A 17,825-nucleotide genomic window follows, 5' to 3' on the forward strand; every position below is an offset into this window, starting at 1 on the left:
CAGCAGGCGCCGATCGCCTACGAACAGCAGTCAGCTACCCTGACACTTGCCGCATAACGACACGAACAGGTGTCCACTCCTCGGGGACAAGGCCCGTACTCCGCCTTGAGGGCGTCCACCGGGTATGGAGAGGCCGCGTACCAGTGCGCCGTGGTTTGACCGTCCGGCTTCGATGAGAAGGAGGTCCACCCCTTCGGCAAGCACGGGCGCCCAGCCCTGCGTTGCTGGGTCCGGGTCACTGTGCCGCCTCCTTCGTGGCACAGCCCGTGTGCCAGTAGGCGACGGCGGGAGTGGCGTCCCGGCCTGCGAGCATTCCCCGGCGGCAGACCTCAAGGCTCTTGATCGGCTTCAGGCACGAAGGGCACGTTTCGCCCTTGGGCGCGTACGTCATGTATTCCCATCGCCCGGCGTCGGTGTCCGCCTTGGTCATCGGCTGACCCCCAGCTCGCCGGCTCAGCGTGGGGATTCTGGTTGTATGGGGCACGTCGTCAACCCTTTACCGGTTGGTGGCCACGCCCCCGGACCGGTCGCACGGTCGCGGGGGTCTTCTGACCCTGGCATCGTGCCGACAGACGAAGGCCGGAACTATCAGTCATCACTGATAGCTCCGGCCATTGCATGACGCTACGTCAAATATGAAGCCAAGCACCATAGTTGCCGAATGTTTCAGGCATCCTGCGCTTGGCTGCCTCCAGCCCAGCGTATGTCTCGCGCACCATGGGGTGATACCGCGTCTGCTGCGGTGCCAGCTTGCGTGCCGTCAACAGGCTTTTGAACGCGGCATCCGTACGTCCCGTCCACATCTGCGCTCGCGCCACCTCCGCGTGATGGTGTGCGAGTCGCGACGGAGGCCACCCGTCCGGGATCGTGATCTCCTGCGCGGAGTGCACGGCTTCCGGATACAGGTCCAGTTCAGCCAGCACGCTGACCCGGTGGACACCGACGTTCGTCGGTCCAAAGGACAGCCAATGCACCTTCTCGGCCGGACCGGTCCGCTCCGCGATGCGCTCTGCCTCGCTGAGGTGTCCTTCTGCCGCGGCCTTGTCCTTGTCCCGTCCAGCCAGCACGGCGGCGCCGAGGTGGAGCTGTCCCGTGACGGCATCCGTCACATGCCCCGGCTCTGCCTGCTGCAGGGTGGCCATGCCCAACTGGACCAGCCGCTTGCCCGTCCGGTAGTCGCTCGCCCGGAGATAGGCGAGTGCCCGCAGGTACTGACGCATCCCCCCCAGCACGGGGTCAGAGGCCCGCTGCGCCGCCCAGTCCATACGGTCGAGCGCAACTGTGCACAGGTCGGGGAACCCGAGTTTCGTCGTCACGTCGTACGCGGTCCGGTACGTGCTCGCGAGCAACCGCCAGCTGCGGGCTGCCGGGTCCCTGTGCGCAGTTGTCGTGGCCTCGTGGATCAGGCCGGGTAGGTCGGCGGCAACCTGCTTGATGTTCGTCGCGCGGACCATGGCGCACAGCCTGTCCGCGTGGGCCTCCAACTCCTCGACAGGGCGCGCAATCACGTCCGGGTCCGGGCCGAGATCATAGATGTTCAGGGCTTCGCGAATCGGGTTGATCAGGCCGTCCAGTTGGTCCTGCCTCAGTTCGTCGAGGTAGGGCTGACCGGTCAATTCGGTGACCGCAACGGACAAGGCGCGGGCGAGCGCGCCGATCACCGAGGGGCTTGGAGGTAGGACGCCCTGCTCCACCTTGGTCAGGGTGCTGTAAGAGACGTGCGAGAGGTCGGCCAACTCGCGTTGCGTCAACCGGCGGACTTTGCGCGTGTGCGCGATGCGCGCGCCTGTGTGCTCGTCAGTGTGCAGGGGCATACCGGTCTCCGTTCTGCATCGACACCAGAACGGTACCCCTGGCCCCGTGCCGGGGAACTGAGATCGGTCCCCGTCGCCCCTGGACGGGGGCCGTTTCGTCTGTGTGTGAGGTGAGGTGACGCCGAGCATGGACACGCCGCCGACCGCAGAGGCTCGCCGCACCGGCTGGGCGACTTGCTGCTGCCGGTTCGTTTCGGCTGGGCGCGCCCACGCGGCGGAGCCACATATCGACAGAGCCCCCAGCATCTAACGGGCCGATGACTTGGCCAAGTTGAGGGCGTAGGTGGGCCACCAGTTGCCTGCCTTGGGGCCGCCCTTGCATTCGCCGTCTGATTCTCCGGGGCGTTTGATCCACAGGTAGGCGTCGGCCAGCGGGTCCGCCGTCTTCGTCGTCGGCGGCTCGCCCAGCGCGCGGCCCGGCGGGTTGCACCAGCGTTCGTCCGGACTGCCGCCCGTGTAGGGGCCGTTGCCGTTGCGGCTGGTGTCGATGACGAAGTGCTTGCCGCCGACCTTCGCCGACAACTGCTTGCCGTAGGCGAGGGAGTCCTCGGTGGAGTAGAAGTTGGAGACGTTGACGGCGAAGCCGTCCGCCCGGTCGATGCCGGCCCACTGGAGGGGCTCGAAGATCTGGTCGGGGTGGCCCCAGCCGGCGTTGCCCGCGTCCAGGTACACCTTCGTGTTCTTCAGGGACTTCAACTTGCCGATGGCGCCCTTGAGAAGGTCGTAGCGCTCCTCGTGGAACTCGTCCGGGGTGCAGCCGTTGACCAGGTGGAGCACGGCGTCCGGCTCCAGGACCACCGTCGCCGCCCGGTCCCCGATGCCCCGGGCGACGCCGTCGATCCAGGCGCGGTAGGCGTCACCGTCGGCGGCGCCGCCCTGCGAGTACTGGCCGCAGTCGCGGTGCGGGATGTTGTAGAGGACGAGCAGCGCCGTACGGTCGGACTCGGCGGCGGCCTCGGTGAAGCCGCGCGCCTCCTGTTCCGGGTTCTCCGGGCCGATCCACTCCGCCGTCGGCTGCTCGGCGATCTTTCTGATCTGGTCGGCCTCGGCGTCCTTGCCGTCCTTCTCGTAGGCGGCGACCTGGCGGGCCGCGGTGCCGTCCGGATTCACCCAGAACGGGTCGGTGCCCTTGGGTTGTTGGGTGATCCGGGCGCCCGCGTCGCCCGGTTCCTTCCCGTCGTCCGACGACGAGCATCCGGTGACCAGCAGCGCCGCCCCCAGCAGCACCGCGGACACCCGTGCCCGTGCCGAAGCCGGGACCCCCCTGCTGACGTACATCCAACTCCCCCCTGGGCGCACTTCTTGCGAGGCTCAATCCTGGCATACCCGCCGTCCCGGTCACGAGGCCGCGACGGTCCTGCCTTCCCGGGCGGCGGCTTCGGGGACCGGGTCAGGCGGCGGGCGAGACGACGCGGCGCCTCACCGGCCGGTTCCGGTCAGGTACGCCGACACCAGCACGTTCGCGGCGCCCTCGCCCGCCCGGTCGGCGGCGCCGCAGGCGATCAGCCGCAGCTCGGCGCGGCCGGCCTCGCTCGGCCCGGGGGCCCGCCCGGCGTCGCAGCGGTCGCCGGGCAGCTCACGTACGTCGTCCACGGTGAACTCGGCGACCGTGCCGTCGTCGCGGGCCACCCGGACCGTCTCGCCGGGCCGCAGGGCGCCGATCCGGTGGAGTACGGCGGGCCTGGTCCCGGTGTCCGCCCGGCCCACCATGACGGCGGTCCCGGCCGACCCCGGCTTGGTCCCGGCGGCGTACCAGTCCACGGCCGCGGACCGGGTGGCCGACGGCGGTCCGGCGGCGTCCCTGCCGTCCTGCCCGTCGCGCCCGTCCCGCCCTTCCTGGCCGTCCTGCACGTCCTGGCCTTCCTGGCCGCGGCCGACGACGGATGCCCGCACCCCGAGTCCGGGGATCTCCAGGCGCTGGGGCAGCGCGACCGCCAACGGCTCGGCCGCCGGGGGCAGTTCGGTGCCGGCCGGGCGCCCCACCGCGGCCATGTCACCCGTGGCCGGCCCGAACACCCCGGGCGGCACCTCGGCCGCCTCGCGGCCCCACAGCCACAGCCCGAGCAGCAGCAGCGCCCAGAACACGCCGACGGCCAGCCGACCGGCCCCGGCGTGACGCACACGAGAGGACATGACGGGCGCTCTCAGTCCTTGCCTCGGCCCCGGCGGGCGCTGCGCAGCCCGACGACGACCGCGGCAAGGCCGACCAGAACGACACCGATGACCGCGTGCACCAGGCCGGGGCCCGCGGAGCGGATGGCGACGGAGGCGAAGTAGGCGGTGTCGCCGCCCGCCGCGTCGGCCGGGGCGGCGGGCGGGTCCCCGGGCCGTACGCCACCAGCCGGGAACCCGGTGCCGGGGCCGTCCCCGGCGACCGTGACCGTGCCGGTGATCCGCGCACCGCCGCAGGCGATCCGCACGTCGTGGGGGCCCGCCGGGGCCGCCGTACGGATCCGGGTGCGGCCGGTGAGGACGCCGGACGAGCCGGTGAGGATGCCGTCCCGGGTGAACGCGCCGGAGACCGCGGTGCCCGTGCTCGTGTCACATCCGGTGACCCGCAGGTCCACGTCGGCGCCGGGGACGGGGGCGGCCGGAGCCACCGAGACTCCGCCGCCGTCCGCCGCGTACGCCGACGGTGTGAGCGCCGCGGCGGCCAGGATGCCCGTACCGAGAGTGAGGGGTAGTGAGCCCATCGTGAAACCTCCAGTACCTGGAGGGTCCCCCGTGGACCGTGGGCCCGCATCTTCGACGGCGTCCGACTGCGCCGTTCGGGTCACAAAGGTTTCAGATGCGGTCGACGAGGTCCGCGATCGAGTCCACCACAAGGGACGGCCGGTACGGGTAGTCCTCGACGTGCTCGGGCCGGGTCAGGCCGGTGAGCACCAGGTACGTCTGCATGCCCGCCTCTATGCCGGCCAGCACGTCGGTGTCCATGCGGTCCCCGATCATGGCGCTGGTCTCGGAGTGGGCGCCGATCGCGTTCAGTCCGGTGCGCATCATCAGCGGGTTCGGCTTGCCCGCGAAGTACGGCTTGCGGCCGGTGGCCTTGGTGATCAGGGCGGCCACGGCGCCGGTGGCGGGCAGCGGGCCCTCGGTGGAGGGGCCGGTCTCGTCCGGGTTGGTGCAGATGAAACGGGCGCCGCCGAGGATGAGCCGTACCGCCTTGGTCATGGCCTCGAAGGAGTAGGTGCGGGTCTCGCCCAGCACCACGTAGTCGGGCTCGTGGTCGGTGAGGATGTAGCCGATGTCGTGCAGCGCGGTGGTCAGTCCGGCCTCGCCGATGACGTACGCGCTGCCGCCGGGCCGCTGGTCGCCGAGGAACTTGGCGGTGGCCAGCGCGGAGGTCCAGATGTTGTCCACCGGCACGTCCAGGCCCATACGGCGCAGCCGGGCGTGCAGGTCGCGCGGGGTGTAGATGGAATTGTTGGTGAGCACCAGGAACGGGCGGGCGGACTCACGCAGCTTCTTCAGGAAGGCGTCGGCGCCGGGGATCGGCACGCCCTCGTGGATCAGCACACCGTCCATGTCGGTGAGCCAGGACTCGACGGGCTTGCGGTCTGCCATGTGCTTCGGTCTCCTGGCATGCGTACGGTCATGGGCGCCGGAACCACGGCGTACCGACGCCCCCAGCGTAAGGGCTGCGCCGAACCGGCCGTCACGGGCGGTCGGCAACCGCACCAACATCGTGACCACCGCCCCGAACGGCACACGCGCCCGACTCCGCGGAGCGGTTGAGAAACGGGACCGACTGCCCGTGCACGCCTCCACCCTCCCCGCCCGGCTCTGTGCACGCGGGGCGAGGGAGACGGGGCCAACTGCCCGTGGCGGTGGGCGGTGGCGGCGCAGCCCGAGCGGGTCGGAGGCCCGTGGCGGGGTGGCGTCGGCGCGTGCCGAGGGGCGGCAGGACCGATGTCAGCCGCCGCGGGCAGCGCCGCCCCGATCCGTGCCCCGCCGGCGGCAAACGTCAGCCGTCGCGGCGGCCGAACAAGGGCGCCAGGACCAAGTGGGCCGCGCCCCGTGCGACCCCCCGGCTTCCGCCGGTCGCGAGGCGGACCGGGATCGCGTCGCCCGGCGTGCCCTTGCGGTGGGCCCGCTCCCCCAGTACGGCCGCCACCCCCGCTACGAACTCCCCCGGCGCCGCCGCCACGGTCCGCCCGCCCAGCAGCACCAGGTCGATGTCCAGCAACCCCACCAGATTGGCCGCCCCCGTGCCCAGCACGCGCGCCGCCTCCGCGAGGTCACCGCGGGCCACGGCCGCCAGGCACAGCGCCTCGACGCAGCCCCGTGCGCCGCACCCGCACACCGGCCCGTCCAGCTGGATGACCTGATGGCCGAACTCACCGGCCCCGGTGCGCGCCCCGCGGTGCACGCTCCCGCCGATCACCAGCCCGGCACCGAGCCCCGTACCGAGGTGCAGATACGCGAACGAGTCGCCCTCCCCGGCGACGGCCAGCCCGAGCGCCGCCGCGTTCGTGTCCTTGTCGACCACCACGGGCCGCCCGAGCCGCCGCGCGAGCGCGTCCCGCAGCGGGAATCCGTCCCATTCGGGGAACCCGGTCACCCGGTGCAGCACGCCCCGCGCATGATCCAGCGGGCCGGGCAGCGCGACCCCGACGCCGAGCAGCGCACCCGGCGCCCCGGGCAGCAGCTCCTCGACCTGCCGGGCGGTCCGCTCGACCACCGCGTCCGCGCCGGCCCCCAGATGCAGCGCGGACCGCGCCTCGGCCAGCACCGCCCCGGCGAGGTCGCAGAGCAGCACCCGCACCTCGTCCCGGTCCAGATGCACTCCCACCGCGTGTCCGGCCGCCGGCTCCAGCCGCAGCACCGTCCGCGGCTTCCCGCCGGTCGACGCGCGCCGCCCCGCCTCCGCGGCGAGACCTTCCGCACGCAACCGGGCGGTGATCTTGCTGACCGCCTGTGGGGTCAGCCCGGTGCGTTCGGCCAGTTCGAGGCGGCTGATCCCGGCGGTGCCCGCGGTGCGCAGCAGATCGAGCACGAGCGCGGTGTTGTGGCTGCGCAGGGCGAGCAGGTTGGCGCCGGCGGCCGCCCCCGCCGCGCTCCCGATGCCCGTCACGCCGCCGCCCGCCCTGTCCGCCGTGTCTGCTCTGTCCGCCCGGTTCACGCCCCCATTCTCTCCGACACTTGCACTTTGGCAACAGCGTTGCGAAAGTGGGCGCATGACAACTGGTACGACTGGCACCCCCCTTCGCGTGGGCCTGATCGGCTACGGCCTGGCGGGCTCCGTCTTCCACGCCCCGCTGATCGCCGCCACCGGGGGCCTCACCCTCGACACCGTGGTCACCGCGAACCCCGAGCGGCAGGAGCAGGCCCGCGCCGCGTTCCCGGACGTACGGCTCGCCGCCCGTCCCGACGAGCTGTTCGACCGCCCGGGCGAGCTGGACCTGATCGTCATCGCCTCGCCGAACAAGACGCACGTCCCGCTGGCCACCGCCGCGCTCAAGGCGGGCCTGCCGGTCGTGGTGGACAAGCCGCTCGCCGGGACGGCCGCCGAGGCCCGCGAGCTGGCCGCCCTCGCCGAGCAGCGCGGCCTGCTGCTGTCGGTCTTCCAGAACCGCCGCTGGGACAACGACTTCCTGACCCTGCGCAAGCTGCTGGCCGAGGGCGCGCTGGGCGACGTATGGCGCTTCGAGTCCCGCTTCGAGCGCTGGCGCCCCCAGCTCAAGGGAGGCTGGCGCGAGTCCGGCGACCCGGCTGAGATCGGAGGTCTGCTCTACGACCTCGGCAGCCATGTCGTCGACCAGGCCCTGGTCCTGTTCGGCCCGGTCACCCAGGTGTACGCGGAGTCGGACGTGCGCCGCCCGGGCGCCGAGACCGACGACGACACCTTCATCGCGCTCACGCACGCCGGCGGCGTCCGCTCCCATCTGTACGTCTCCGCGACGACCGCCCAGCTCGGGCCCCGCTTCCGGGTACTCGGCTCGCGTGCCGGCTATGTGAAGTACGGCCTCGACCCGCAGGAGGCGGCCCTGCGCGAGGGGCTGCGGCCCGGCTCCGACTGGGGCACCGAGCCCGAGTCCCTGTGGGGCCGGCTCGGTTCGGGCGAGTCCCCGCTCACCGGCGGCGGCACCCCCGTACCCACCCTGCCCGGCGACTACCCGGCGTACTACGCCGCGGTGGCCGACGCCCTCACCGGCGCCGGCCCCAACCCGGTCACCGCACGGGCCGCGGCCGACGCCCTCGACGTACTGGAAGCGGCCCGCCGGTCCGCCCGCGACGGCGTGGCGGTGACGCTGTGAGCCAGCACCCGCGCGTCACCCCGCGGTCCACACCCGAACTGACCCCGAGCGTAGAGGAGTTGGAGGCGCAGGAACGCCGGCTGGTGTTCCGCCGGTTCAGCTGCGAGGACGCCTGGGCGCTCGGCTCGCTCCTGGTGGAGCTGGCCCGGGAGCGGCAGGCCCCGGTGGCCATCGACATCCATCGCGCGGGCCAGCAGCTCTTCCACGCGGCGCTGTCCGGTGCCACCCCCGACAACGACGCGTGGATCGCCCGCAAGCGCCGCGTCGTGGAACGCTACGGCGCCTCCTCCTACCTGGTCGGCGCGCGCTTCAGGGCCAAGGGCACGACGTTCGAGGAGTCCTCCCGGCTCGACCCGGATGTGTACGCGGCCCACGGCGGCTCGTTCCCGATCACCGTCGCGGACGTGGGCGTGATCGGCGCGGTCACCGTCTCCGGCCTGCCGCAGCTCCAGGACCACCGCCTCGTGGTGGAGGCGCTGGAGCAATTCCTGCGGGATTAGCGCGCCCCGGGACTATCCCGAGGCTCCCTCCGGTTGAATCGTCGTAACGGACAGCGATCATGGAATGACATCCACCCGGAGGGAACGGAACCATGAGCACCGCCCTGAAGGAAAAGGTCGGCCGGTACGGCATCTGGAGCACGGGACTGCGCTCGGAGGATCCGGGCCTGCGCACCGAACTCGCCGAGGCCGCCGCCGAACTGGAACAGCTCGGGTTCGGCGCGGTCTGGCTGGGCGGCAACAGCGCCCCGCGGCACGCCCAGCCGCTGCTGGCGGCCACCTCCCGGCTCACCGTCGGCACCAGCATCCAGAGCATCTGGGACTACGACGCCGAGACGAGCGCCGCGGGCTTCGCCGAGGTGGAGTCCGCGCACCCGGGCCGTTTTCTGCTCGGCCTCGGGGTGAGCCACGCGAAACTCGCCGAGCAGTACCGCCGCCCGTACTCGGCCCTGGTCGCCTATCTGGACGCGCTGGACGCGTCCGGGGTGCCCGCCGGGCGCCGGGTCCTGGCCGCGCTCGGCCCGAAGACCCTGGAGCTGACCCGCGACCGGGCGGCCGGCGCGATCCCCTATCTGGTCACCCCCGAGCACACCGCGCAGGCCCGCCGGATCCTCGGCGAAGAGACCCTGCTGGCACCGGAGTTCAAGGTCGTCCTGGAGACCGACCCGGACCGCGCCCGGGCCCTGGCCCGGGACACCCTCGCCATGTACCTCGCCCTGCCCAACTACACCAACAGCTTCCTGCGGCTCGGCTTCACCGAGGACGACCTGCGAGACGGCGGCAGCGACCGCCTGATCGACGCGCTGTTCGCCTGGGGCGACGCGTCCCGGATCCGCGAGCGCATCGCCGCATTCCACGAGGCGGGCGCCGACCACGTGGCCCTCCAGGTGATCGACACCACCCCCCGCAACGCCCTCCCCCGAACCGCCTGGCGCACCCTGGCCACCCTCCTGAACCAACCCACCTGACACCCCCAGGGCCGCCGCCCCCGAAGGACCACGCGTTCCCCCACCCCCCCAGGGGCGCGGGGAACTGCGCGACCAGCCACACACAACCCGCACCCAACCAACCACCGCACACACTCACCCCAGGCCCCCGCCAACCGCCGCGCTCACCGGTAGAGCACAGCCCGTTCGACCGCGCTCCACGTCGTGCTGGTGACCACGTACAGCGCGGCGGCCAGCGGCACCACGGCCACGGTCAGCAACGTGAGGTACGACAGGAACGGCATGACCCGGCCGACCGCCGCAAGCCCGGGGACCGGCCCGTCCCCGCCCGGCACCGGCGCATCGGCCGCCGTCATCCGCTTCGCCCGCCGGTAGGTGAACGTCGCGACGGCGGCGACGACGGCGAACAGGACAAGGTAGACGGTGCCCGCCGCGCCGAACGGGCCGCCGTCGGCGAGGGCGTCCGCCCACCGTCCGCCGAGCGGCGCGGCGAACAGCTCGTGTGTGAGCAGCCCGTTGGTCCGTCCGCCGATCGTCGCGCTGGAGAACAGGTGGTAGAGGAGGAAGAAGGCGGGCAGCTGCAACAGGCCGGGCAGACAGCCGGACAGCGGCGACACCTTCTCCTCGGCGTGCAGTTCCAGCAGGGCCTGCTGGAACGCGCGCGGGTCCTTGCCGTGCCTCTCGCGCAGTTCGGCGATCCTGGGCTGGAGCGCGGCCCGGGCTCGCTGCCCGCGCGCCGCCGCCCGGGACAGCGGATGCACCAGCAGCCGTACGAGCGCGGTGAACAGGACGATCGCGGCGGCGGCAGCGGAGGCGTGGAAGAGCGGTTCGAGCAGTTCGGCGAGCCGCTCGACGAGGCTGGCGAAAACGGACATGGGTGAGCCCTCCGTGGGTCTCGTCGTGCCGGGGGATGGCTGTGCATGGCGGCATGACGACCCGCGCGGGGTCACGTACGTGGCCGGGTGTTCCGGGTGTCCCCGGTGTTCCGATTTCCCGGTGTCCGGGTGTCCGGGTGAGCCCTACGCGGTGGTCGCCGGGAGGGCGTGCCCGGGTGCCCTGGGCCGTGGCCGGCCCGGGGCGTCGGGGTCCCGCTGTGACAGGAAGGCCGTGCGGCGGGCCCGGTCACGGATGGCCGTACGGACCCGGGTGGGCGCTACGGCGGGGGCGCAACGGGCGGCTGTCAGGGCGCAGACGGCGAGCGCGGACGCGGCGGCGGTCGCGGCGAGCGCGACCGTGGCGGACAGCGCGCCGGTGTCGAGCAGGGCGACTTCCAGCAGCAGAAGCAGGAGGACGGCGGCGGGACGCAGGGCGGACCGGCTGCGGACCATCGATCACCCCTCCCCTCGCGCGCTCATGCGTGCCGTACTGCCGGTCGTACCCGATCCCTGCCCGCACGGGCTCTGCTGCCTACGCGGGCTCGCCCGGCTGACCGGGCTCGATCACCAGGGGCTCCAGCAGCCGTTTCGGCTTCAGGAGCGCCCGGCTCACCGGATCGGCCGGGTCGGGGTCGAGTCCGGGACCCGGCACGAGGACAACGTCCCCGACGGGCACGATGGTTCCGCAGGCCGGGCATTCGCCGTACGGCCCGAGTTCCGTACCGCAGTCCACGTGCTGGAACGCGCGATCGCACGGCGGGGGTCCGTGCCCGCCGCGGGGCGGTGCCTGGTGATTCGACGGTGACCGTCGCGCCCCAAAGGGGCGCGGGGAACGGCGCGAGCAACCACCGGCGCCCCGCAGCCGCGAGACGACCGAACCCGGCAGACGCCTAGGGCGCGTTTTGGCCGGGGGCGCCCGCGAGGACTGCGCTCGCCGGGGGCCGTACCCATGGCGGCTGCGCCCGCAGGGGCCGTACCTGCCCGGGGGCCCGCCGGCCGGGGTCCGTACCCGCAGAGGGCCATACCCGAGGGGGTCGTACCCGCAAGAGAGCCGTACCCACCGGGAGGCCCTACCCCCAGGGGAGCCATACCCGCCTCGGAGCCGTACCTCCAAAGGAGCCGTACCGCCAGGGGCCCCGGTCCCGTTGGGTAGCTCGCGGGTGTGCGACCCGTCCGTCACCCGGACCGCGGTCGCATCGACTGCAGCTTGCCCCACACCACCATCCGGTACCGGGATGTGAACTCCGGGGTGCACGTGGTCAGGGTGATGTAGTAGCCCGGCTCGGCATAGCCGTACCCGGGCCTCACGACCGAGCGCGGCACCGGCCGCAGGACGCCCGCGTCACGCGCCGACGTGCGCGGCAGGATCGTGTCGACGGCGTACGTGTACGTCGCCGCGCCCGTCTCCACCTGGATCGTGTCCGCGGCCCGCAGCCGGGGCAGCCGGCGGAACGGCTCCCCGTGCGTGTTCCGGTGTCCGGCGAGCGCGAAGTTGCCTGCCTGGCCCGGCTGTTGGGTGCCGGGGTAGTGGCCGACGTACCCCTTGTCGAGCACGCCCCGCCGGTCGACGCCCTCGGCGACCGGCACCCGCAGCCCCAGCCGCGGAATCGTCAGCACGGCGTACGCCTGGGAGCGGCCGGGCCGGGACGCACCGGCGACGGTGTACGACCGCTGCCGTTCCCCGGCGCCCGAAGGACTCGCTGACGGCGCGGACGACGCGGTCGGCGCCGCCGGGACCGTGCCGAGGTCCGCAAGGCCGCCGGCACCCCACTCCCGCTCCAGCGCCTGCGCCTTCCGCTCGGCCCCCTGTCTGGCCTCCCGGTTCGTCCACCACATCTGGTGCACGACGAGCAGCAGCAGGACGACCCCGACGGTCACCAGGGCCTCGCCCCCGCCCCACAGCACCCGCCGGCGCCGGGCACGCCGCCGCCGCGTGCCGTCGGCCACGACCGGCACTCCGCGCACACCGAAAGCCCGCATACGCCATCCGCCTCCCACCACGCCCACACCCAACGCCACGGCCCGCACCCGAACCCACCACCCACACCGCCGAAGCCACCGGCACCGCCCCCACGCCGCCCGCACGATAGGCGCACCCCCGCCAACTCACCAGAGCCACGCCCCCATTGCCCGCACGCACCCACTTCGTACACGGGTTTGAGAAAGGACTGGTACATCCCTCGACAACCCCGCGCGGCACACCCGACGCTTCCTGTCGGCACGCACACGGAGAACGGCACCGTGGCTTCGCCGCCGTACCCGGCCTGATCACCCGGGTCACCGACGCTGCCGGCGGGGCCCCGCTCGCCGCCAGTGCCAACGTCTCCGCGTCGAACGTCGGCAACGCCCTCGGCGCCTGGCTGGGCGGCCTGACCATCGGCGCGGGCCTCGGCTACCGGTCTCCGCTGTACGCCGGCGCCGCGCTCACCCTGGCCGGCCTGGCGGTGCTGACGTACGCGGCCCGCACCGCATCCCGCGCGGCATAGAGGCACCCCTCCCCGTGCCGGTGCCTGGGCGTCGCCCGGCCCGTCGGTCATCGGCAGTACGGTATCCCCCATGCGCCCCGACACGCCCGCCGAGAACGTCGACCACACCGCCGAAGCGGCACGCCTGGAACGGACCGCCGGCCTGTATCCCGAGGACGCCGAGGCCCTGCTCCTACAGGCCGCGGCCCACCTGGAACTCGCCGGCGACCGCCCCGCCGCGACCGCGCTCTACGACCGCCTGCTGTCCACCCCGGACGCCCTGGAGACCCCCCACCGGGTACGGGCCCTGAAGGCGGCCAACCTCTGGGAGTACGGCCACGAGGCGGAGGCCCGCGCGATCATCGAGGGGGTCCGCACCGCCGCCCCCCGCGACCCGGCGCCCTGGGTGATCGTGGCGGAGGCCCTGGAGTCCCACGACGAGCTGGAAGCGGCACACGACGCGTTCACGCAGGGCGCGACGCTGCTCCTGACGGACGTCCCGGAAGCCCCGTACGCCACGCACCCCCTCCTCTTCGGCCGCCACCGCGTCCGCCGGATGCTGGGCGCGGCCCACGACGACTGGGACACCCTGGCCGACACCCTCCACTCCTCCTCGGTGTCCCTGGACGAACTCCACGACCCCAAACGCGTATGGTCGCTCGGCTCGGACAACCCGGCGGAGCTGGAGGCCGAGATCTCCCGCCTCCGCGCCGAACTCGACGCCCACCGCGAGGCACTGTCCCGCCCGTTCCCGGTGGCGGTACTGCACTGGCCGGCCGCGGAACTGGCGGAGTTGCTGTCCGCCTACCCGTCCCTCGGCGCCGAGTACCCCTCCCACGAACAACACCTGACGACCATAGAGTCCGCCCTGCGCGAGCTGGCCTCCTCCGGAACGGCCAACCTGGGCATCGTCACAGGCACGGTCCCCTCCTACGAGGCCTTCGCGGCATCGGAGTCCACCTCCCCGACGGACCCCGCCCTTCTCCCCCAGTACGCAACCACCCTGGCAGCCCGAGGCCGAGCCACGGCGTGGCCCCCGGAGCACGGGTCAGCCTGCTGGTGCGGAACAACGAAGCCCTACGAGAGCTGCCACGGAGATTCCGCCGTCTGAGCCAACGTCACAGCGATGCGAGATGGCGGTATGGGCGATGTCGCGCGTGCCATCTTGCGGAACTGTACCCGTAGGGACATCCGCACGGCCCACAGCACCCCGTTTCATCAGTACAGCTGCATCCATGAGGCAGTTGCGCTGTGAGCGCCAGCCGTCGCACGGTCCGCTTCCGCACCAACAACTCGTGGCATCGCAACGACGATACGATTCCAGTTGGTTCGTCCTGAGGGGGATTTCGCTTGCTGCCTATAGACATCCACGCCGCGCAGAACCTCGCCCTGGCCGAGGTACTGAAAAGCGACGATGAGCTCCAGGCCGTACACAAGGAGCTGCTGGGCGCCGACCCCTCAGGGGAACGCTTCGCAACCGTGCTGCGGGACACTATCGATCAGCTGCTGAACGGCGAGGTCACCGGCCGTTACAACTGGGACACCTTGTATAAGACTGAGAGGACCCACGCTGGCACTCTCGTCGAAATCAATCTGCAGCGTGAGTTCAGGTTTGCGGACGGCGACACCATGGACTACCGGATCGCCGGCATCGAGGTGGACTGCAAGTACTCGCAGAGCTTCGGAGGCTGGATGATCCCACCGGAGGCCCGCGGTCATCTCTGCCTGCTGGTATGGGCCGATGACCGCGCAAGCCGCTGGAGCGCTGGCCTCTTCCGAGTACGGGAGGAGTGGTTGAACCAAGGATCAAACCGGGACGCCAAGCTCACCGTGAAGGCCATGCACCGGGACAAGATCCTCTGGCTCTGGCGCGATGCCGAACTTCCCGAGAACATCCTGCTCCACATGGATCCTTCCGATCGCAAAGCTGTCTTCGCACTGCGATCCGGGCAACAGCGTCTCAACGAACTGTTCCGCCGAGTACAGAAACGCCGCATAAGCCGCAATGTGGTACGGACGGTGGCTCAGCAGAAGGACTACATGAAACGCGTACGCGGTAACGGGGGTGCGCGCTCGGCGCTCAAGCACGAAGGAATTCTGATCATGGGCGACTACGACAGTCATCGCGCAGTGGCGGAGCAGCTTGGCCTGCCGGCACCACGCGAGGGCGAGTTCGTCAGCGTGCGCATCGCGAAACGCGGTCCGCACCACCAAGACAGTCCGCACGTGGTGCTGGACGGCGAAGCGTGGGTTGTCGCCACTCCTGACGATTTCCCCACTATGGCCCCGACCCTCCCCTCTCACACCAAGTAGGTCTGCCCAGATATGAGTGCACCGTTCGCGACACAGCTTCTCGGCTGGAAGAAAATCCAGAAATCAAAAGGGCTGGTGCCAAATAACGCCGACAGCAGCAGCACTCCTTCAAAAGCTCTGGCGAGCGAAATCCTCGGATACCTGGGTGTCCAGCCGGGCGTCACACTGCACGATATTCCTGAGCACCTGGGGCCCGCGTTGGAGCGGAAAGTCCGGGACGATCTAGACAAAACACTGCCGGAGTCCGATGCTTCCCGCATCTGGCACGTGGATCATAAGAAAATCATTTCAGACTTCTCTCAGTATGCTCATCTGGGGACCCTCAAAAGAGCCGTGAGCAAGAACGCTGTACTCAGCGCGGACCTTGGACTCGATTACCTGATCAAGCCTGATGTCACTATCGGCGTGACTCACGCTTCTACACTCGCGGGCAGTGACCCCTTTCTGCATGCCGCGGTCTCATGCAAATGGACCATCCGCTCTGACCGCGTGCAGAACATCCGCCACGAGTTCCTGCAGATGATCAGGCACAGACGCGGTCGGCTGCCACATCTGGTTACAGTGACAGCTGAGCCGATGCCCAGCAGGATCGCCGCTATCGCGAGGGGCACAGGTGAGGTCGACGCCGTGTACCACATTGCCTTCGATGCACTGAAGAATGCGGTAGAAGCCGTCGGCAGCAAGCAGCAGAAGAACGACCTGGCGGAGTGCATCGGCCAGGGACGCCTCCGTCCCTACGAAGCACTCACCGCCACATTGACCACGTGGTAGAAGATCAGAGAGTGATGAGTACGTCTTCGGGTTCCCCGGCTGAACCCACCAACCCGTGGTTTCCCCCAGAAGGTTCGTGGGCATCGTCTGCGGCACGTCGCCGAAACATGCAAGCCATCCGGAACCGGGATACGAAGCCGGAATGGCTCATTCGGAGGCTTGTGCATGCCCGCGGCCTCCGTTACAGGGTTGCCGCCAAGCCCCTGCCGGGCCTTCGCCGAACCGCCGACATGGTTTTCCGTCCGGCGAAGGTGGCTGTGTTCATCGACGGCTGCTACTGGCATGGCTGCCCCGAGCACTACGTCCCGCCGAAGACCAATCCGGGCTACTGGTCAGACAAGGTTGCCCGGAATGTGGCACGCGACCGGGACACTGACCAGCGCCTGGAGGAAGCGGGCTGGACAGTGCTCAGGTTCTGGGAGCACGAGGCTTCGGAAGATTGTGCCGTGCGCATTGCAGCCGAGGTCGAGAAGCGCCGGGACGCAACCCGAGAGACGAAAACAAGCGGGTAATCAGTGCTTCTTCTGCTCACGCTCCTGCGCTGCCTTCAGTACATCGATGATCGATTTACCGACCGCCTTGGCCACTGGCGGCGGGAATGCATTGCCCACCTGCCGGTACTGAGCAGTCTTTCCGCCCGCGAAATCCCACTCCATCGGGAAGCCCTGAATGGTGGCGGCCTGCCGTACCGTGAGCATGGGACCGTCGGGGCCGAAGAGGTCTCGGTCTTCGGTGCCTCGCTTTTCGCATGTGGCAATGTCATTGGCAACGCCCATGCCGGAGACTCCAAGCTGTTTCCAGGCCGCCTTTGCACGGCTGGGGCCGAGATCAGCACCACCGTGCTTCTTCGATCCGCCAACGAGCGTGGGCGCAATGCCCCCGCCCTTGCCCTTCAGTTCGGCATCGCGTGAACGCGCCTTCTTGAGCCATCGGTCGAAGGCCTCACGCGCCCGCTCCGAGTAGGCGCCTTCAAAGTACCGTCCGTAACGCTGACGCATGGAGGGTTCGAGTGCGTCCGCCACACTGACCGGATCCTCGTGCGTGGCAGTCGGCCATTCGTATTTGAGGTCCTTGATCACATCCTCGCGGAACGCAACGAGGATGGCGCGCGGGCGGAGCTGCGGTACCCCGAAGTCGCTGGCCTCCAGGATGTCCCACTTGCAGACGGTGTATCCAAGGCCCTCATCGGAAACCATCTGCCCGTCGTCGCCTCGGTATGTGCCGCCCTGAAGCCGCGCCATGATTTGATCGCGGTAGTCCGAGAACTTCGGGTCCATGATCCCTCGGACGTTTTCGATCATCACCGCACGCGGTTTCAGCGTGTCAACCAGCTCCAGCATGCGCGGGAACAGGTCTCGTTCGTCGTCCTTGCCGAGCTGCTTTCCCGCATGGGAGAACGGGGGACACGGCACGCCACCAGCCAGCAGATCTAGTCCCTGTTTCAGCAGGTCGGCACTCTTGCGGACATCGCGATCGGGGTTGAACTCCTTGACGTCGCCCGACAAGACGTCACAGTGCTCCCTCTCCCACGCCCACACCTCGTGGTCTTCGATGTTCAACGTCAGTGTTTCCACCGCGTGCTGATCGATCTCAACCAGGGCCAGGTGCCCGAAACCTGCCTGATGCAGACCGATGGCCTGCCCGCCGGCTCCAGCACAGATTTCGATCGACGTGAACTCGGGCCTCGCTTGCGCTTCGTTCACGCCTTCGGACTCCTTCGTGCGGGTCATGCCCCCTCCTTACAGCCGTACCGCGGCAGACTCACTTTGCAATCCGCCATCACCGAGGGTGACAGACCCCACTGACAACAAGACCCACCAAGTGTGCAGCACACCCCGCGGTTCGCTGGACACACCCTCCGACACACCGAACACTCATACGAT

Annotated in this window: 19 protein-coding genes and 1 pseudogene; 8 read left to right on the forward strand and 12 right to left on the reverse strand. The window is 70.4% G+C overall.

Annotated elements, in window-relative coordinates:
* Window positions 1–235 precede the first annotated feature (235 nt).
* The 7 genes from ACIRFL_RS18235 to ACIRFL_RS18265 form a co-directional block, all read right to left on the reverse strand.
* On the reverse strand, window positions 236–430 hold the full coding sequence (locus ACIRFL_RS18235; protein ID WP_404029474.1) for a hypothetical protein: 195 nt from the start codon (window positions 428–430) through the stop codon (window positions 236–238).
* Window positions 431–629: 199 nt separating this feature from the next.
* Window positions 630–1,814 (reverse strand): helix-turn-helix domain-containing protein, encoded by a 1,185-nt coding sequence (locus ACIRFL_RS18240; protein WP_404029476.1) that lies wholly within the window; start codon window positions 1,812–1,814, stop codon window positions 630–632.
* 246 nt (window positions 1,815–2,060) lie between these two features.
* Entirely contained in the window at window positions 2,061–3,092 is a 1,032-nt protein-coding gene (locus tag ACIRFL_RS18245) for a glycoside hydrolase family 6 protein (RefSeq protein ID WP_404029478.1), read from the reverse strand.
* Window positions 3,093–3,233: 141 nt separating this feature from the next.
* A complete protein-coding gene (locus ACIRFL_RS18250; protein WP_404029479.1) occupies window positions 3,234–3,947 on the reverse strand; it encodes a sortase domain-bontaining protein in 714 nt (237 codons plus the stop codon).
* Between the two features lie 11 nt (window positions 3,948–3,958).
* On the reverse strand, window positions 3,959–4,507 hold the full coding sequence (locus tag ACIRFL_RS18255) for a hypothetical protein (protein ID WP_404029481.1): 549 nt from the start codon (window positions 4,505–4,507) through the stop codon (window positions 3,959–3,961).
* A 91-nt stretch (window positions 4,508–4,598) separates the two neighbouring features.
* Entirely contained in the window at window positions 4,599–5,378 is a 780-nt protein-coding gene (locus ACIRFL_RS18260; protein ID WP_404029483.1) for an HAD-IIA family hydrolase, read from the reverse strand.
* A gap of 400 nt (window positions 5,379–5,778) precedes the next feature.
* Window positions 5,779–6,993, reverse strand: coding sequence for an ROK family protein (locus ACIRFL_RS18265; RefSeq protein WP_404029485.1), 1,215 nt, complete (start codon window positions 6,991–6,993; stop codon window positions 5,779–5,781).
* Here ACIRFL_RS18265 and ACIRFL_RS18270 point away from each other — a divergent pair.
* The 3 genes from ACIRFL_RS18270 to ACIRFL_RS18280 all read left to right on the forward strand — a co-directional run bounded on the left by ACIRFL_RS18270 (window position 6,992) and on the right by ACIRFL_RS18280 (window position 9,539).
* Entirely contained in the window at window positions 6,992–8,071 is a 1,080-nt protein-coding gene (locus ACIRFL_RS18270) for a Gfo/Idh/MocA family oxidoreductase (protein ID WP_404029487.1), read from the forward strand. The genes ACIRFL_RS18265 and ACIRFL_RS18270 overlap by 2 nt on opposite strands.
* Window positions 8,068–8,571, forward strand: a complete 504-nt coding sequence (locus ACIRFL_RS18275; protein ID WP_404029489.1) for a heme-degrading domain-containing protein — start codon at window positions 8,068–8,070, stop codon at window positions 8,569–8,571. Before ACIRFL_RS18270 ends, ACIRFL_RS18275 begins: the two co-directional genes overlap by 4 nt.
* 92 nt (window positions 8,572–8,663) lie before the next feature.
* On the forward strand, window positions 8,664–9,539 hold the full coding sequence (locus tag ACIRFL_RS18280) for an LLM class F420-dependent oxidoreductase (protein WP_404029491.1): 876 nt from the start codon (window positions 8,664–8,666) through the stop codon (window positions 9,537–9,539).
* Between the two features lie 143 nt (window positions 9,540–9,682).
* Here ACIRFL_RS18280 and ACIRFL_RS18285 read toward each other — a convergent pair whose 3' ends face one another.
* From ACIRFL_RS18285 to ACIRFL_RS18300, 4 genes and pseudogenes are all read right to left on the reverse strand, one after another.
* Window positions 9,683–10,393 (reverse strand): YidC/Oxa1 family membrane protein insertase, encoded by a 711-nt coding sequence (locus ACIRFL_RS18285; RefSeq protein WP_404029493.1) that lies wholly within the window; start codon window positions 10,391–10,393, stop codon window positions 9,683–9,685.
* A 144-nt stretch (window positions 10,394–10,537) separates the two neighbouring features.
* Complete coding sequence (locus tag ACIRFL_RS18290) at window positions 10,538–10,846, reverse strand: DUF6412 domain-containing protein (RefSeq protein WP_404029495.1); 309 nt, start codon at window positions 10,844–10,846, stop codon at window positions 10,538–10,540.
* Window positions 10,847–10,925: 79 nt separating this feature from the next.
* A pseudogene (locus ACIRFL_RS18295) lies at window positions 10,926–11,141 on the reverse strand (transcriptional regulator); the annotation flags it as partial.
* A 428-nt stretch (window positions 11,142–11,569) separates the two neighbouring features.
* Window positions 11,570–12,373, reverse strand: a complete 804-nt coding sequence (locus tag ACIRFL_RS18300) for a class E sortase (RefSeq protein WP_404029496.1) — start codon at window positions 12,371–12,373, stop codon at window positions 11,570–11,572.
* Between the two features lie 146 nt (window positions 12,374–12,519).
* Between ACIRFL_RS18300 and ACIRFL_RS18305 the strand changes: the two genes are divergently transcribed.
* The 5 genes from ACIRFL_RS18305 to ACIRFL_RS18325 all read left to right on the forward strand — a co-directional run bounded on the left by ACIRFL_RS18305 (window position 12,520) and on the right by ACIRFL_RS18325 (window position 16,454).
* A complete protein-coding gene (locus tag ACIRFL_RS18305) occupies window positions 12,520–12,879 on the forward strand; it encodes a hypothetical protein (RefSeq protein WP_404029498.1) in 360 nt (119 codons plus the stop codon).
* A 70-nt stretch (window positions 12,880–12,949) separates the two neighbouring features.
* The gene (locus ACIRFL_RS18310; protein ID WP_404029499.1) at window positions 12,950–13,969 is read left to right on the forward strand and encodes a hypothetical protein; all 1,020 of its coding nucleotides are present in this window, start codon (window positions 12,950–12,952) and stop codon (window positions 13,967–13,969) included.
* Between the two features lie 239 nt (window positions 13,970–14,208).
* Complete coding sequence (locus ACIRFL_RS18315; RefSeq protein ID WP_404029501.1) at window positions 14,209–15,171, forward strand: NaeI family type II restriction endonuclease; 963 nt, start codon at window positions 14,209–14,211, stop codon at window positions 15,169–15,171.
* 12 nt (window positions 15,172–15,183) lie between these two features.
* A complete protein-coding gene (locus tag ACIRFL_RS18320; protein WP_404029502.1) occupies window positions 15,184–15,942 on the forward strand; it encodes an NgoMIV family type II restriction endonuclease in 759 nt (252 codons plus the stop codon).
* 14 nt (window positions 15,943–15,956) lie between these two features.
* Window positions 15,957–16,454, forward strand: coding sequence for a very short patch repair endonuclease (locus ACIRFL_RS18325; RefSeq protein ID WP_404029668.1), 498 nt, complete (start codon window positions 15,957–15,959; stop codon window positions 16,452–16,454).
* Here the strand turns inward: ACIRFL_RS18325 and ACIRFL_RS18330 are convergent, their stop codons facing one another.
* Window positions 16,455–17,672 (reverse strand): DNA cytosine methyltransferase, encoded by a 1,218-nt coding sequence (locus ACIRFL_RS18330; RefSeq protein ID WP_404029504.1) that lies wholly within the window; start codon window positions 17,670–17,672, stop codon window positions 16,455–16,457.
* Between the last annotated feature and the right edge of the window lie 153 nt (window positions 17,673–17,825).

This window comes from Streptomyces sp. NPDC102462 (genome assembly GCF_044765425.1).
GTDB lineage: Bacteria > Actinomycetota > Actinomycetes > Streptomycetales > Streptomycetaceae > Streptomyces.